This window comes from Variovorax sp. Root473 (assembly GCF_001426505.1).
GTDB lineage: Bacteria > Pseudomonadota > Gammaproteobacteria > Burkholderiales > Burkholderiaceae_C > Variovorax.
Window position 1 is genome coordinate 318639 of record NZ_LMEV01000017.1, and the last position, 14194, is coordinate 332832.

Sequence of the window (14194 nt, forward strand, 5' to 3'; positions counted from 1 at the left end):
ACAAGACCGGCCTGCGCCCATGCTCGACACCTCCCTGCCGACGCCTCCTCGTTCATCCGCACCGCTGTTGCTGCCCCGACAGCGGCTGCTGCTCCGACTGATCCCCGCCGTCACCGCCTGCCTCCTGGCCATCGGCTGCGCGAGCCCGCCGCCCGTGCGCGCACCGGGTCGTTCGGTTCCCAGCAGCAACATCCCGCCGTTGACCTCCGAGCAATCGAACAGCATCACGATCCACGCGCTGGGGCTGGTCGGCACGCCGTACCGCTATGGCGGCAATTCACCCGAGGGCGGTTTCGATTGCAGCGGGCTCATCGGCTACGTGTACCGCCACAGCGTGGGGCAGGTGCCGCCGCGCACGGTGTCGCGCATGGCGGGATTCGGCCGGCCGGTGCCGATGTCCGAGCTTCGCTCGGGTGACCTGGTGCTGTTCGGCTCGGCATCGCCCACGCATGCGGGCATCTATGTGGGCGACGGGCGTTTCGTGCATGCGCCGTCCACGGGCGGCGAGGTGCGGCTCGACCGGCTCGATGGCGTGTACTGGTCGCGCCAGCCCACGCAGGCGCGCCGGCCCGGTTGATCCGGCAAGGCGGACGCGCTACTTCCGCGGCGACTGCACATGCTCGGGCCGCACGCCGATGCCCACGGCGCGCGCGGGCAGGGTGCGCAGCCACGGCCAGCGCGCGAGCAGGCGCAGGGGCCAGGGCATGGGGCGGGGAGCGGTCGATGCCGCTGCCGCCGTGGCCGCCTTGCGGCTGAGCACGGGCATCAGCACGCGGTCCTGCACGAGCCGCTGCGCGGCCTGCGTGACGCGCACGGGCCATTCGCGGCGGCGCTGCAGCTGGGGCAGCAGGTTGTCGATTTCCTTGTCTGTGGCGGTGCCGGCCAGCGACGCGGCCAGCAGGTTGGCGGCGGCCACGGCGTCCTGCACGGCGAGGTTGATGCCCACGCCGCCCACGGGCGACATGGCGTGCGCGGCGTCGCCGATGCACAGCAGGCCGGGACACGCCCACGACTCGAGCCGGTCGACGGTCACTTCGAGCAGCTTCACGGCCTCCCAGTCGGGCAGGGCCTCGGGCAGACGCGTGGCGAAGAAGGGCGCGATGCGCGCCACTTCGGCATGGAAGGCAGCAATGCCGCGCGATTGCAGTTCGGCCCGGCCGCCCTTGCGGATGACGAAGGCGCACTGCCAGTAGTCGCCGCGGTTGAGTGTCACGAGAAAGCGGCCGGCCGCGATGTGGCCGGCGGTGGCCTCGGGGTCGCCGGGCAGCTTGGGAATGCGCATCCACAGCACGTCGATGGGCGCACCGTAGCTGATGTGCGGCAGTGCCGCCGCGTCGCGCAAGGTGGAGTGGCGGCCGTCGGCGGCCACGATGAGACAGGCGTGCAGCTCGATGTCCCTCGGGCCGCCGCTGTCGGGGCTGCGCGCGCCGACGCGCACTTTCACGCCGTTGACGCGGCCCTTGTCCTGCAGCAGGCCGGTGGCCTCGGCGTCGGTCCACAGCTCGAAGCCGGGGTAGCGCCGTGCCTCGTCGCACATGAAATCCAGGAACTCCCACTGCGGCATGAGCACCAGAAAGCGGGCATGCGTGGGCAACCGCGTGAAGTCGGCAATGGGCACGCTGCGGCCCTCGTAGGTGGCGCGCAATTCTTCGATGCGGTTGTGCGGGCGCTGCAGGAAGGTGTCGAGCAGGCCGAGCTCGTGCAGCACTTCGAGCGTCGAGGGGTGCACGGTGTCGCCGCGGAAGTCGCGCAGAAAGTCGAGGTGCTTCTCGAGCACGACGACGGGCACGCCGGCGCGCGCGAGCAGCAGGCCCAGCACCATGCCGGCCGGGCCGCCGCCGGCGATGCAGCAGCGGGGCGACGTGGCAACGGGGGCAGCGGTGGTGTGTGTGTCCATGGCTCCAATCGATCCGGTCGCGCCAGGGGTGGCGTGGCCTGTGGGGTGCGCAGTGCGTGCACCGCTCGGTGTACGCACTGCGCGGCCAGACCGCGGGGGCCCGGACCTCAGGGCAACGTGAAGCTCACGCGTTGTGCAATCAGCACGCCGTCGACCACGCGGTCGCCGACAACGGTCACGCGCTTGCCGTTGCCCAGGTCGGTGGCGCTGCCGTTCTCGAAGATGGTACCGCCACCGCTGGCATTCACGCGCTGGCCGCGCACGGTGAAGTCGGTGGCCGACAGGTAGTTGGCGACGGGGCCGATCACGGTGAACGACACGGGTCCGCCGGTGCCGGGCACGTAGCGGATGCGCAGCTTCTTGACCACGAGCACCTGGCCCGAGAGGAAGCCGTCGACCTCGACCTTCACGCCGTTGCCGATGGCGCTGGCCAGCCCGCCGGTGATCTGCGCATTGCGCGCGTCGATCCGGTGGCCGAGCACGCGGAAGTCGCCAAGCGCGGCGAAGTCGGTGACCACGCCCGCCAGTTGCAGCGCGATGCCGTCGGCCGAGGGAATGGCGTACCAGCCCTGCACCTGGGTGGCGGTGAAGCGGCCGGCGACCGGCGCCGCCGTGCCGCGTACGCGGACGATGGTGCCGTTGGCCAGGCTCGCGGCGTCGATGCCGGGGCCGAAGGCGGCGCTGCCGAAGTCGATGGTCAGCTGGCCAAGCACGAACTGCCTGGTGCCGCGGTCGAGGTTCTGCACGGTGCCGGTCACCAGCGGGGCGGTGCCGGTGGGCGTCACCTGCACGCGCGTGGCGCGCAGCGTGCCCGGTCCGGCGGGCAGGCCCCACACCTGCACCACGGCGCCGTCGACGAGGTCGGTGGGGCCCTTGGCGTCGCCCCAGACGGTGGCGTTGTCGGTGGTCACGCGGGCGCCCATCACGGTGAAGCTGCCGTCCTTCAGGTCGATGGCCGACACGGCGCCGCGCAATTCGGCGGCCGAGACGACCGTGGCGGCGGTGCCGCTGGTGAAGCCGGCATCGACCTTGCCGGCGATGCGCGCGCTCATGCCGATCTGCAGCTCGGTGGTGTCCTCGAGGCTGAAGGTGGCGCTGTCGGTGTTGTAGCGCAGGCCGTTGAGGATCACGCTGCCCATGCCGTCGGCCGCACCGATGCCGGTGGCGTCGGCCGTTGCGCCGGTGCCGCCGGAGCCCACGCCCGAGCCGTCGCCGTTGGTATTGCTGGCGGAGCTGTCGCCACCGCCACCGCCCCCGCCACCGGTGCTGCCTGTGCCCGCGCCGGTGCTGCTGCCTGCGTCACCCGAGCCGCCGTCGCCGCCCCCACCGCCGGTGCTGCTGCCGGGGGCCGTGGTGCCGGACGCGCCGAGGCCCGGCGTGCCGCCGCCACTGCCGCCGCCGCCTCCTCCGCACGAGAAAAGCAGGGCCAGCGCGCCGGCCATGAGCAGGCCGCGCGCGAGTCGAAAGGAGGTGAGGGTGGTGTTCATCGGGGAGGCTCGTTCTTCTTTGGCGCGCCGGAGGCGGGCGCGCCCTCATCGTCTTCGTAATAGGTGTAGATGCCGACGCGGATGCGCGCCCTTGTCGTGGCCCTGGCCTCGGTCGGCACGCGGTCGACGGCCTGGGTCATTTCGCGGGCCAGTTCGTGGTGCAGGGCGCTCCAGCGCTCGCGCACGAGGCGCTCGATGGCGGCGCAGTCGTCCAGCGTGAGGCCGCGCGCGTACACGGCGCGCTCGAGCATGCGGGGCGTGTCGCCCAAAGTGTTGGAGACGGCGGCCAGCAGGTGGTCGCGGCCGTTGTCGCCGAGAAAGGCGAGCATCGATTGCAGGTCTTCGACCGGCACGAAGCCGTCGGCCGTGAGTTCGGCGCAGCCGTCGCTTTCGGCCACCATCTGCAGGCGCACCAGTTCGTCGAGGATGGTGCGGTGGTGCACGTTGCCCCGGCTGGCCAGGCGGGCCACGCGCTCGAACGACGGGCCTTCACCCTCGGTGACGACAGGCAGGCGGCGCAGGGTGTCGTCGTCGGTGGTCATCTGCAGCCACAACGTGAAAGTCTTGGCGGCGGCCGACAGCTCGGTGTGCGGCAGCGGATCGACCGTGGCGCGCACCTTGGCGGTGACGACCTTGCGGTTCAGCCCGGTGGTGACCGAAATCTGGCTGAGATTGGGCTTGGACACGCCCTGGCCGCGCCAGGAGCGCTGGGCTTCCTCGATGAGCAGGTCGCGCAGCAGGGCCTCGAGGTGCGGGTGCTTGACGCCCATGGCCAACGCCAGCCGGACCACGGGCCGAAGGATGCGAGCGCAGGCGGCAAGGGCCCAGTCCAGCCGGTGTTCCATGGATGCGGTGAGCGTTGTTCCTGGTGAGGTGGTGGTCGAAGCAAGAAGGGCGGGGCCGGCGCCGGGCCTTCACGGGGCGCTATTGTCGTTGTTCATTCAGCGGCCCGCGCCGGCCGGCGTCAGGTCGCCGGGCAGGTGACGCTGTTCGACCGCGTGACGGTGGTGCGTCCCGTGGCGCTGATGCTCACGGCGCGGGACGGGTCGGCGCTCGGGTTGGCCCGGCAGATGGTGATGGTGCTCTGGCCGGCGCCCAGGCCGGTGGCCTGGAACACGACGGCGCTCGCGCCGCCCGTTGCACGCAGCCGGTAGCCGCTGGCCGCCGCGGGCTCGACGCGCAGCACCTGGGTGTCGCTGCGCACGATCCAGCCGGCTTCCCACTGCCCGTTCGTGCTGCAGCTGGTGCCGTTGGCCGAGGCGCACAGGGTGACGGGGGCGTTGCGCTTGATGGCCTCGCTGCGCGCCAGCTGGGTGCCCGCAACCAGCGCGGTGGCGTAGCTGCTCAGACGCGTGGACAGCCGGATGCCGTCGAACGAAGGCACGGCGATGGCGATCAGGACGACCAGCACGGCGAGCGTGACCATCAGCTCGATCAGCGTGAAGCCGCGGGCACGGGCGAGGGCAAGGCGGGCGTGGCGCATGCGCAGGCTCACCGGCTTACTTCTGGATGAACCAGTACACCCGGCCCTTGGGCTGCTTGAACGCGGCCTTGGGTGCGGTGCCCTTGGGGCTGAGGAAGGAGTCGGGGTTGGCGCCGATGACCACGTCCCGGATGTTGCCATTGTCGAGCTCGACCCGGCCCACGACTGGCGTGGGGGCGAGGCCGCCGCCCTCCACGTTCTGGAAGCGGCCCTTGATGCTCTGGGCGGCCGCGTCGACGTAGGACACGTTGTAGACCCGCGCGGTGCCGAGGTCGGGCTTGCACGTCAGCGCGTTGGGAACGGTGGGTGTGTGGGTGTTGAAGGTGGTGTTGCCGTAGGCGGTCACCGAGCCGGTCACGACCTGCTCGCCCTGAGCGAGGGCGAGGTACCAGCCCTTCTTGGTGGCGAGGGCGGTGGATGTCGGGTTCTCGGTCGTGGTGATGGCCTGCAGCGAGGCGTGGCACAGGAGCTTGTTGTCGGTGCCGCAGTGGTCAGGGGCCGCCTCGCTGGCCAGCCAGTTGTCGTCGGCGGGCTTGTCCACCAGCATGTAGAAGCGATTGGCCACGCCGAACGCCGCGGTGTAGCTGCGCAGCGGTTTCTCGCGGTCGCCCGAACCCAGCAGCACGACGTAGGAGCCGGTGTCCTCCAGCACGTCGGGGCCGAACATGAACTTGCGGTTGGGCGTGCAGGTGGTCACGGTGTCGCAGCCGAGCGATGCGATCTTCTTGATTTCCCAGGTGGACGGTGCCGCGCTGCCGATCTTGATGCGGTAGACGTTGCCACCCAGGTCGGCGGCATAGGCGATCTTGGCAAAGCCGAGGGCGTCGGTGACGACCGTGACTTCGCCGACCACCGGGCGCGCGGTGGCGAACACGCTGATCCGCGTGCCGGTATCGGCGTCCAGCAGGTAGATCCCGCTTCCCTTGGTGTTCGCGCCACAGGCAGCCGGGTCGGATGGGCCGACGTCGGCGTCCTCGCACTTGTCGTAGCCACCGCCGAAGATCAGCAGCGGGCTATTGCCGCTGCCGTAGCCGCTGGCCCGCAAAGCCTTCGGGGCCGACCAGGTCTGGCCGATGCCTTCGAAGCCGGAGTCGCAGCCGGTGTCGTCGCCCTGGTTCGGGCAGCCCTTGCGCCACTTCAACGTGGGCGTTGTGGGTGAGGAAACGTCGAAGGCGTAGACCTGCCGTCCGCCCCGGCGCATGCTGGCGTAAAGCCAGGTGTTGCTACCCTGGCGGTAGGCCGAAACCGGACCGTCCATGCCGTAGGGCTTGGGGGCCGTCGGGCCCAGGCCGACCGGCCGGCCCGGGAAGTTGATGCGCGTGGTGTTGTCGTACAGCCTCTTGAGGCTGCCATAGAACTCGGGCGGCATGAAGGACCACAGCTCGGCACCTGCGGCGACCCCGCCGATGGCGGTGTTGCGGTTGCCGTTGACGGCTCGCAGCACGCCGTCGTTGCCACCGTAGAACACCACCACCTGGGGCGTCCTGGTGGTGCCGGCGGCCGGTGTGGTGCTGTAGTCGATGGCGACCGGCCGTGAATGAACCACGTCGCCGTGCACGGAGGGACGCATTGCGTCCTTGGTGACCAGCGTGCCGTCGGCCCGGACCCTGTCGTCGCCCTTGTTGTCGAGGCCGCGTGCCCAGTTGACGAGCTGGGTGCGGTCGGCGTCTGTTGCGACGCCGAGGGCGAGATTGGTGACCGCCGCGTCGTTGAATGCGGTGAGCGTGGCGCAGTTGCCGGCCGCGCAGGTTTTCATGTTGCGGCTGGCCGGCACAATCCCTCGCAGCATGCGGGCTTGCGCGCCCTTTTCCACCACGTTGCCGTCGGGGCCGTCCGCAGCTTCCTTGCCGATGCAATCACCGGAGGGCCGGAAGCTCCAGTAGGCGTCGTTGTCGTCGGCGGAGGGTGACCAGAAGCTGCGGGCGCAGGGCGCAATGAAGCCGCTCTCGATCGCGTTCTTGTTGTCCGCGTCCTGCAGAATCAACTGGCTGCTGCCGTCCACCCCTAGCTTGTACTGCTTGAGGTTGCCGTTCCAGCGCGGGAGCGCACTCCCGTCGGGGCGGAACATGCCGACGAACACCTGGTTCAGGTGGGTGCCCTGGGTGTTCACGCTCACGGGCAGGCTCACCGAGGAGAACACGCTGTTGACCGACTGGATCTTGCTGAAGATGTCGTCGAACGCCTCGGCGAGCGCTTTGCCGAGATCGGCCTCGGGCTTGTCCGTGAGATCGTAGTGCGCGCCCTTGCCCTCCCTGGCGACGCTTTGCATCAGCGCGGTCCAGCCCGGCCCCTGGCCCTGGTCGGCCTTGGCGGCCTCGATGGTGTAGACCTTCACGCCCATGCTGGTCTGCAGGAAGCGAGCCCATTCGTCGGCTGTGTTGTCCTGCGAGCCGCTGGTGCCCAGGGTGATCTGGGCGGTGCTGCCGCCCGCGGCTCGCAGGGCCGCGTTGGACAGCTCGTTGTCGTTGCTGTTGTCTTGCGCCGCACCGTTGCTGATGTAGATGACGAAGGTGCCAATGCAGTTTTCGGTGCTCGGGCCGACGTAGGTGGTGGCGTTGAAGCTGGCGAGCGCGTTGCGCGGCAGCGCATAGATGGCCTTCGATGCCGTGGTGCCGCTCACGTTGCCGGCGTAGTCGGTCTTGACCTTGCCGTTGCCGGCGATGGGCGCACCGCTGGCCAGGTAGCGATAGACCTCCGCCATGGTCTTGCCGGCCTTGCCACCGTTGGACTTGTCGCCCTCCTTGTCGAGGCTGAGGATCATGTCGCGGTAATTGTCCTTGGTGCCTGCGTCGAGCGTGCGCACCGCGGCCCGCACGTAGCCGCCGTCGCTGTTCGAGTTGCCCTGGCCGGTCTCGGTGAACATCATCAGGCCGATCTTGAAATTGCCGTCCTTCAGCTTGCCGAAGGCGTCGGCGAGCGCCTTCTTCTCGGCCGTGAAGGGCTGGTTCCAGTTGGCGGTGTTGTCCAGCACGAACAGCACGTTCGGCGCCTGGACGGCGCTGGGGTTGTAGCCTGCGAAGAGATCGATGTCCTCCGCCTGCGCGGCCTGCATCGGCAACGCGAGCAGCACGGCGGCCCACAGCGTGGTGAGTAGTTTCCTTGTCATGGCGGGGACCCGTTCTTCGTCGTGGTTCAAGGGGAGGCAGGCGCAGGTTCGGCCGGCGCGGCGGGCGGCGGCGCGCACAGCGCTTCGAACTGCGCCTTGTTGAGCAGTGCACGCACGCCCTGGCGCACGGAGGTGGTGGTGCCGGTGGCGCCGGGGGTGGTGTCGGTCACGGTGGTGCTGATGTCCCACACGGCGTTGTACTGGTCGGGCAGGGCCGCGAGCCCCGAGCCGCTGCTCGATGCACCGCCCGTGATGCCGCCCGGGCCAGCGGCGCCGCCACCGCCGCTGTCGACAGCCTTGGTGGCGCGCACGCACACGGGCGGGGCGACAGTGACCGTGTAGTCGTTCACGCCGTCGTTGTTGATGTCGACCATGCTCACCGTGCCCTGCGGCGGCGTGAGCGACGGGGTGCCGTCTTCGCCGGGCACCACCAGCAGGCTGGTGGCGACTGCCTCGATCGCGCGGTTGGCGGCGGCCACGGCTTCGTTGCGGGTCTGCAGGTTGCCCACGGCCTTGAGGTTGGCGCCACTGAGGTTGAAGGCGGCGGTGACCACGAGCGTGATCAGCAGCAGCATGACCATGCCGATGATCAGCGCGGCGCCGCGCTGGGCGGCAGCGGCTGCGGTGGTGGACGGTACGCGTGGTTTCATGGCGTTTCCCTCCGGCCGGTGACGTTGGTCAGGCGCACGGTGGTCGCGAAGGCGTGCCGCTTGTAGTGGTCGTTGAACGGCCCGAGCGCCACGGCGCCCATCTGGTAGCTGCGCGTGTCGTTGTGGCCCGGCGAGATGGCGGAGGCGCGCGCGAGCACGTGCAGCTTTACCGCCACCACGTTGACCAGCTGGTCGGCGGTGCAGGTCGCGCCGCAGTGCACGAACGCGCCGTCGGGGCTGCCGTCGCCGCGGTTGGACGGGGTCGATTTGTTCGCGGGGTCGGCCCACGAGATGGCCTGGGCGTAGTTGACGGCTGCGCCGGTCTTGCTCAGCGTGTCCAGGCCGAGCTCGACACGGAAGCTCTCGACGCCTTCGATGAGCGGCGTGGGCGGCTGCTGCGCGAGCGTGCCGCCCACCAGGTCGAAGCGCGAGCGCGCCAGGGTGGGAATGCCGTCGCCCACGGCCGCGGCGTAGTCGCGCACGTAATAGATGTCGGCCACCAGCTTGCGCTTGGGCGAAGGAGTGGTGCAGTCCTTGAGAAACATCTGGTCGAACGCGCCCGTCGAGAGGTCGAACGACGAGGGCTTTTGCGTGCCGCACAGAGACGACTGGAAGTACATGGCGCCGGCCACGTCGGCCTCGCAGTTGGGGGTGCCGGGCAGGCAGGTTTCGGCGTGGCGCACGACCAGGACGTCGGTGTCGTCCTTCTTGTGCGTCAGCAAGTCGGTGCAGGTGGCGGGCACGCTGTCGTACACCTGCACGGGCAGGTCGAGCAACTGGCGCTTGTAGGTCTCGGTCCAGTTCGCGGCCGAGTAGGCCAGGCAGGGGTCGGGCAGGGTGCCGGTGGGGACGTTGGCGGGCGCGGCGCTGACCGTGAGGTCGTCGAACTCGGGCATGTAGTTTTCCCAGAAGCCCGCGTGGGAGATCTCGTTTTCGAGCACGAAGATGCTCAGGCGCCCCGTTTCGATCTGCCGGTTGACGCGCTCCATCTCGCGCTGGGAGCCGCTCACGTTGAGGAACAGCGCAAGCAGCGCAGCCACCACGATGAGCATGATGGTGATGGCCACCATCAGCTCGATCAGCGTCAGCCCGCGCTGGGCGCGGCGTGCTGTGGTGCGCGGGCTCATGAGAGCGACCCGATGCGCACGAGCGTGGTCACGGTGCGGCGGCACTTGTCTTCGGTGCACAGCGTGCCGGTGTCGTAGGCGTTCTTGCCGCAAGGCACGCCCGCGGGCGGCGCCGAGATGGGGCCGAGCCCTTGCCAGGCCACGGTGACGAGGTATTCGTTGCTACCCATGTCCTGCACGCAGCCGCGCCCGCCGATGACGGTGCCGAGCTTGCTGTCGCCCGAGAACTCGGCCGCGCCCTGCAGCGCATTGCACCACTCCTTGGCGTCGATCTGCTGGCGCGTGCCGGTACCGCTGGGGCAGGCATCGTCCCCGCCCAGTGCGGCACTGGTGACGTAGCTGGCCGCCATGCGGCGGTTGATGGCGATTCGGCTGGCCATGTCATTGAGCAGGATCAGCGCCTGCGAGCGCTGGTACGACTCCATCTCGGAGGCCTGCAGCCGGGCCTGCAGCCCCACGAGGCCGAAGAGGCCGAAGGCCAGGATCAGCAGGGTGACCAGCACTTCGAGCAGCGTGGCGCCGCGCTGGCGCTGCGAGACGGTGCTCACCATTTGTTGCCCGGCGTCTTCACGCCTTCGCTGGTGAGTCCGAGGTCGCCGTCGCCCACCTGGCTGCCGATCGGCGTGAAGGTGATCGTGAAGGCGGGCGGGAGGCCGGCTTCCTGGAGCGTGACCTCGTAGCTGTAGTTGCTGCTGACCTCGGCGGGCAGGATGTAGCCGCTGCCGGTCAGCGCTGTCTTGTTGGCATAGCTGCGGTTGGCGATGAGGAACTGCTGCTGCCGGTTGGCGATGTCCATCATCTGCGCCTGGGCCGCCGAGCGCTTCGATCTCACGATGTACTGCCGGTAACTGGGCAGGGCGATCGACGCCAGGATGGCCACGATGGCCACCGTGATCATCACTTCGATCAATGTGAAGCCGCCGCCTCGGCGCGTCTGCGAATGCTGGGTCATCGTGGGACTCGTCAGAGATGTTTCACATTGTTAGTTAATGTGAATTTATCACATCTAAGGTAAACGCAAGCGTCTGCGGTGGCGCCGACCGCCGCGCTCCGCTGCGAAGGGATTAGGGGTTATCCATTAGGCAATTCCGCCTACCTGGTCCGCGCAGTTCGACGGATGCGGGCCCGCGGCGGGCGGGGAACACTCGCCCGGGTCCATTTCCGAGGAGACATCCGCATGCACAACATTCGCCGCCATCTGGTGTGGCTGGCCGTGGCCGTGCTCGGCGCATTTGCGCTGGGCACGGTCGCCCTGAGCCGGGGAGAGAGCATCAACGCCCTGTGGGTCGTGACCGCCGCGCTCTGCACCTACCTGATCGCCTACCGCTACTACAGCCTGTTCATCGCCGACAAGGTGCTGGGGCTCGACGCCAACCGCAAGACGCCCGCGCACCGCCACAACGACGGCCTGGACTACGTGCCGACCGACAAGAACGTGCTGTTCGGCCACCACTTCGCGGCCATTGCGGGCGCCGGTCCGCTGGTGGGCCCGGTGCTCGCCGCGCAGATGGGCTACCTGCCCGGCCTGCTGTGGGTGCTGGCGGGCGTGGTGTTCGCGGGGGCGGTGCAGGACTTCATCATCCTGTTCATCTCCACGCGCCGCGACGGCCGCTCGCTGGGCGACTTGGTCAAGCAGGAGATGGGGGTGGTGCCCGGCATGATCGCGCTGTTCGGCACCTTCATGATCATGATCATCATCCTGGCGGTGCTGGCCCTGATCGTGGTGAAGGCGCTGGCCGAATCGCCCTGGGGCAGCTTCACGGTGGCCGCGACGATTCCTGTGGCGCTGTTCATGGGCGTGTACCTGCGCTACATCCGCCCGGGCCGCATCGGCGAGGTGTCGGTGATCGGCTTCGTGCTGCTGATGGCGGCCATCTTCGGTGGCCAGTGGGTCAGCCAGCACCCGGTGTGGGGCCCGGCCTTCACCTTCGACGGCAAGGCGCTCACCTGGATGCTCGTGGGCTACGGCTTCGTGGCCGCCAGCCTGCCGGTGTGGCTGCTGCTGGCGCCGCGCGACTACCTGTCGACCTTCCTGAAGATCGGCACGATCATTGCGCTGGCCATCGGCATCGTGGTCGTGATGCCCACGCTGCAGATGCCCGCCATCACGCAGTTTGCGCAGGGCAACGGCCCGGTGTGGTCGGGCAGCCTGTTCCCGTTCCTGTTCATCACCATCGCCTGCGGCGCCGTCTCGGGCTTCCACGCGCTGATCTCGTCGGGCACCACGCCCAAGATGCTCGACAACGAGCGCCACGCGCGCTTCATTGGCTACGGCGGCATGCTGGCCGAATCATTCGTCGCCGTGATGGCGCTGGTGGCCGCCTCGTGCATCGAGCCGGGCATCTACTTCGCGATGAACAGCCCGGGCGCGCTGGTTGGCACCACGGTGCAACAGGCCGCGGCCACGATCTCCGGCTGGGGTTTCGTGGTCACGCCCGAGATGCTGCTGCAGACCGCCAAGGACGTGGGCGAGACCACCATCCTCGGGCGCACCGGCGGCGCACCGACGCTGGCCGTGGGCATGGCCCACATCCTTCACCAGGTGATGGGTGGGCAGGCCATGATGGCCTTCTGGTACCACTTCGCGATCCTGTTCGAGGCGCTGTTCATCCTCACGGCGGTGGACGCCGGCACGCGCGCCGGCCGCTTCATGCTGCAGGACCTGCTGGGCAGCTTCGTGCCCGCGCTCAAGCGCACCGATTCGCTGCCGGCCAACCTGATCGCCACCGCGCTGTGCGTGGCGGCCTGGGGCTACTTCCTGTACCAGGGCGTGGTCGATCCGCTGGGCGGCATCAACACGCTGTGGCCGCTGTTCGGCATTTCCAACCAGATGCTCGCCGCGGTGGCGCTGATGCTGGGCGTGGTCGTGCTGTTCCGCATGAAGCGCGAGCGCTACGCCTGGGTGGCGGCAGCGCCGGCCGTGTGGCTGCTGGCCTGCACGCTGACGGCGGGCTGGCAGAAGATCTTCTCGAGCGATCCGAAGATCGGCTTCCTCTCGCACGCCGCGAAGTACGCCGATGGCCTGGCCAACGGCGTGCTGATCGCGCCGGCCAGGACGCCCGAGGCCATGTCGCGCATCGTCTTCAACGACCGGCTCGACGCGGCGCTGTGCGCGCTGTTCATCTTCGTGGTGCTCAGCGTGCTGCTCTACAGCGTGAAGGCCTGCCTTGCAGCGCGCGCGGCCCACAGGCCGACCACGCAGGAAACGCCGTTCGAGCCGATGGGCGCGGCCTCGTCCGCCGCCCACTGAACGAGCGAAAGCACGCCATGGGACTCGCCATGCCCGAAGCCGGGCGCTACATCGCCCGTTCGATCAGGCAGTCGCTGCGGCTCATGGTCGGGCTGCCCGACTACGACGTCTACCTGACGCACATGACCGCCACCCACCCCGACCGGGCACCGATGAGCTACGAGGAGTTCTTCCGCGAACGGCTCGAGGCGCGCTACGGCGCCGGCAAGGGCCGCTGCTGCTGACGGGGCGCAGCTCACGGAAAAAAGGGCGCACACGGTGCGCCCTTTTGTCATTTCAGGAGGCGTCGAGGATCTGCGCCATCCGCAGCGCCGCCGGCGAGAGCGGCCGGTTCTTCAGGCTCAGCCGGTACAGCGGGCGCGAGAGCACCACGCCCGGCAGCTTCAGTTCGCGCAGGGTGCCCAGCGCGAGCATGTCGGCCACCACCACGCGCGGCAGCATCGAGATGCCGACGCCGCTGGCCACGGTGCGCGCAATGGCCTCGTTGCTCGCCATTTCCATCCACGCCGGTGCGTCGATGCCGTGCGCTGCACACAGCGCCTCGGTGGCCTGGCGCGTGCCTGAGCCGGGCTCGCGCAGGATCCAGTTCTGCCGGCCCAGCAGCGCGGCCGTCACGCCGCGACGAGGCAAGGCGGCGTCGGGCGGCGCCACGATGGCAAGTGGGTCGGTGGTCCATTCGCGCACGTCGATGCGCTCTTCACTTGCTGCATCCACGCGGCCCTCGACCAGTGCGAGGTCGATGCGGCATTCGAGCAGTTGCTCGCACACCCACTGCGTGTTGCCGACGGTGACGCGCGGCACCACTGCCGGGTAGGCCGCGCAGAAGGCCGCGATCTGCGGCGGCAGCCAATAGCTCGCCACGGTGGTGCTGGCGCCCAGCGTGAGGCTGCCGCGCTGCACGCCGACGCGCGCACGCACGTCGTCGAGCGCCGCGCGCTCCATCGCGAAGATGCCGCGCGCATGCGTGAGCAGCGACGCACCGGCCTCGGTGAGCCGGAAACCCTTGCCCGCGCCGCGCTCGATGAGCGTCAGGTCGAGCTGGTGCTCCAGCTCGCGAATGCCCTTGGACACGGCGGGCTGGCTGATCCACAGGCCCTCGGCCGCGCGCGAGAAGCTGCCCGCCTCGGCCACGGCGACGAACAGGCGCACCAGGTGCAGGTTGAGGGTCATAACTTAACTTCATGCATTGGTGAA

Annotated in this window: 13 protein-coding genes; 3 read left to right on the plus strand and 10 right to left on the minus strand. The window is 69.3% G+C overall.

Annotated elements, in window-relative coordinates:
* The first annotated feature begins 19 nt into the window (after positions 1-19).
* Positions 20-577, plus strand: a complete 558-nt coding sequence (locus ASD34_RS14780; RefSeq protein WP_056578744.1) for a C40 family peptidase — start codon at positions 20-22, stop codon at positions 575-577.
* An 18-nt stretch (positions 578-595) separates the two neighbouring features.
* On the opposite strand, the gene ASD34_RS14785 is transcribed toward ASD34_RS14780, so the two are convergent.
* The 9 genes from ASD34_RS14785 to ASD34_RS14825 form a co-directional block, all read right to left on the minus strand.
* Positions 596-1897 (minus strand): FAD-dependent oxidoreductase, encoded by a 1302-nt coding sequence (locus ASD34_RS14785; RefSeq protein ID WP_082548704.1) that lies wholly within the window; start codon positions 1895-1897, stop codon positions 596-598.
* A gap of 107 nt (positions 1898-2004) precedes the next feature.
* Positions 2005-3384 (minus strand): DUF5666 domain-containing protein, encoded by a 1380-nt coding sequence (locus tag ASD34_RS14790; protein WP_056578748.1) that lies wholly within the window; start codon positions 3382-3384, stop codon positions 2005-2007.
* Positions 3381-4229, minus strand: coding sequence for a DUF6502 family protein (locus ASD34_RS14795; RefSeq protein WP_056578752.1), 849 nt, complete (start codon positions 4227-4229; stop codon positions 3381-3383). Before ASD34_RS14795 ends, ASD34_RS14790 begins: the two co-directional genes overlap by 4 nt.
* Positions 4230-4348: 119 nt before the next feature.
* Entirely contained in the window at positions 4349-4879 is a 531-nt protein-coding gene (locus ASD34_RS14800) for a GspH/FimT family pseudopilin (protein WP_235510075.1), read from the minus strand.
* A 4-nt stretch (positions 4880-4883) separates the two neighbouring features.
* The gene (locus tag ASD34_RS14805) at positions 4884-7973 is read right to left on the minus strand and encodes a pilus assembly protein (RefSeq protein WP_056582379.1); all 3090 of its coding nucleotides are present in this window, start codon (positions 7971-7973) and stop codon (positions 4884-4886) included.
* A 26-nt stretch (positions 7974-7999) separates the two neighbouring features.
* Positions 8000-8623, minus strand: a complete 624-nt coding sequence (locus ASD34_RS14810) for a PilX N-terminal domain-containing pilus assembly protein (protein WP_056578755.1) — start codon at positions 8621-8623, stop codon at positions 8000-8002.
* Complete coding sequence (locus ASD34_RS14815; RefSeq protein WP_056578758.1) at positions 8620-9750, minus strand: PilW family protein; 1131 nt, start codon at positions 9748-9750, stop codon at positions 8620-8622. Before ASD34_RS14815 ends, ASD34_RS14810 begins: the two co-directional genes overlap by 4 nt.
* Positions 9747-10301: a prepilin-type N-terminal cleavage/methylation domain-containing protein gene (locus ASD34_RS14820; protein WP_056578760.1), complete on the minus strand. Its 555-nt coding sequence runs from the start codon at positions 10299-10301 to the stop codon at positions 9747-9749. Before ASD34_RS14820 ends, ASD34_RS14815 begins: the two co-directional genes overlap by 4 nt.
* Positions 10295-10702 carry a type IV pilin protein gene (locus tag ASD34_RS14825; protein ID WP_056578763.1) on the minus strand — a complete coding sequence of 136 codons (408 nt, stop codon included), beginning with the start codon at positions 10700-10702 and terminating at the stop codon, positions 10295-10297. The genes ASD34_RS14820 and ASD34_RS14825 overlap by 7 nt, the downstream gene beginning before the upstream one ends.
* A gap of 225 nt (positions 10703-10927) precedes the next feature.
* Here ASD34_RS14825 and ASD34_RS14830 point away from each other — a divergent pair, with 225 nt between their 5' ends.
* Both ASD34_RS14830 and ASD34_RS14835 read left to right on the plus strand, forming a co-directional pair.
* The gene (locus ASD34_RS14830) at positions 10928-13000 is read left to right on the plus strand and encodes a carbon starvation CstA family protein (protein WP_056578765.1); all 2073 of its coding nucleotides are present in this window, start codon (positions 10928-10930) and stop codon (positions 12998-13000) included.
* A 17-nt stretch (positions 13001-13017) separates the two neighbouring features.
* On the plus strand, positions 13018-13224 hold the full coding sequence (locus tag ASD34_RS14835) for a YbdD/YjiX family protein (protein ID WP_056578768.1): 207 nt from the start codon (positions 13018-13020) through the stop codon (positions 13222-13224).
* 52 nt (positions 13225-13276) lie between these two features.
* Here ASD34_RS14835 and ASD34_RS14840 read toward each other — a convergent pair whose 3' ends face one another.
* Positions 13277-14170, minus strand: coding sequence for a LysR substrate-binding domain-containing protein (locus ASD34_RS14840; protein WP_056578771.1), 894 nt, complete (start codon positions 14168-14170; stop codon positions 13277-13279).
* Between the last annotated feature and the right edge of the window lie 24 nt (positions 14171-14194).

What these genes read in the sequence shown, in the direction of transcription:
- ASD34_RS14790 (WP_056578748.1), bottom strand. Translation starts at nt 3,384, where the DNA reads ATGAACACCACCCTCACCTCCTTTCGACTCGCGCGCGGCCTGCTCATG.
- ASD34_RS14785 (WP_082548704.1), bottom strand. Translation starts at nt 1,897, where the DNA reads ATGGACACACACACCACCGCTGCCCCCGTTGCCACGTCGCCCCGCTGC.
- ASD34_RS14780 (WP_056578744.1), top strand. Translation starts at nt 20, where the DNA reads ATGCTCGACACCTCCCTGCCGACGCCTCCTCGTTCATCCGCACCGCTG.
- ASD34_RS14830 (WP_056578765.1), top strand. Translation starts at nt 10,928, where the DNA reads ATGCACAACATTCGCCGCCATCTGGTGTGGCTGGCCGTGGCCGTGCTC.
- ASD34_RS14810 (WP_056578755.1), bottom strand. Translation starts at nt 8,623, where the DNA reads ATGAAACCACGCGTACCGTCCACCACCGCAGCCGCTGCCGCCCAGCGC.
- ASD34_RS14795 (WP_056578752.1), bottom strand. Translation starts at nt 4,229, where the DNA reads ATGGAACACCGGCTGGACTGGGCCCTTGCCGCCTGCGCTCGCATCCTT.
- ASD34_RS14840 (WP_056578771.1), bottom strand. Translation starts at nt 14,170, where the DNA reads ATGACCCTCAACCTGCACCTGGTGCGCCTGTTCGTCGCCGTGGCCGAG.
- ASD34_RS14805 (WP_056582379.1), bottom strand. Translation starts at nt 7,973, where the DNA reads ATGACAAGGAAACTACTCACCACGCTGTGGGCCGCCGTGCTGCTCGCG.
- ASD34_RS14835 (WP_056578768.1), top strand. Translation starts at nt 13,018, where the DNA reads ATGGGACTCGCCATGCCCGAAGCCGGGCGCTACATCGCCCGTTCGATC.
- ASD34_RS14815 (WP_056578758.1), bottom strand. Translation starts at nt 9,750, where the DNA reads ATGAGCCCGCGCACCACAGCACGCCGCGCCCAGCGCGGGCTGACGCTG.
- ASD34_RS14820 (WP_056578760.1), bottom strand. Translation starts at nt 10,301, where the DNA reads ATGGTGAGCACCGTCTCGCAGCGCCAGCGCGGCGCCACGCTGCTCGAA.
- ASD34_RS14825 (WP_056578763.1), bottom strand. Translation starts at nt 10,702, where the DNA reads ATGACCCAGCATTCGCAGACGCGCCGAGGCGGCGGCTTCACATTGATC.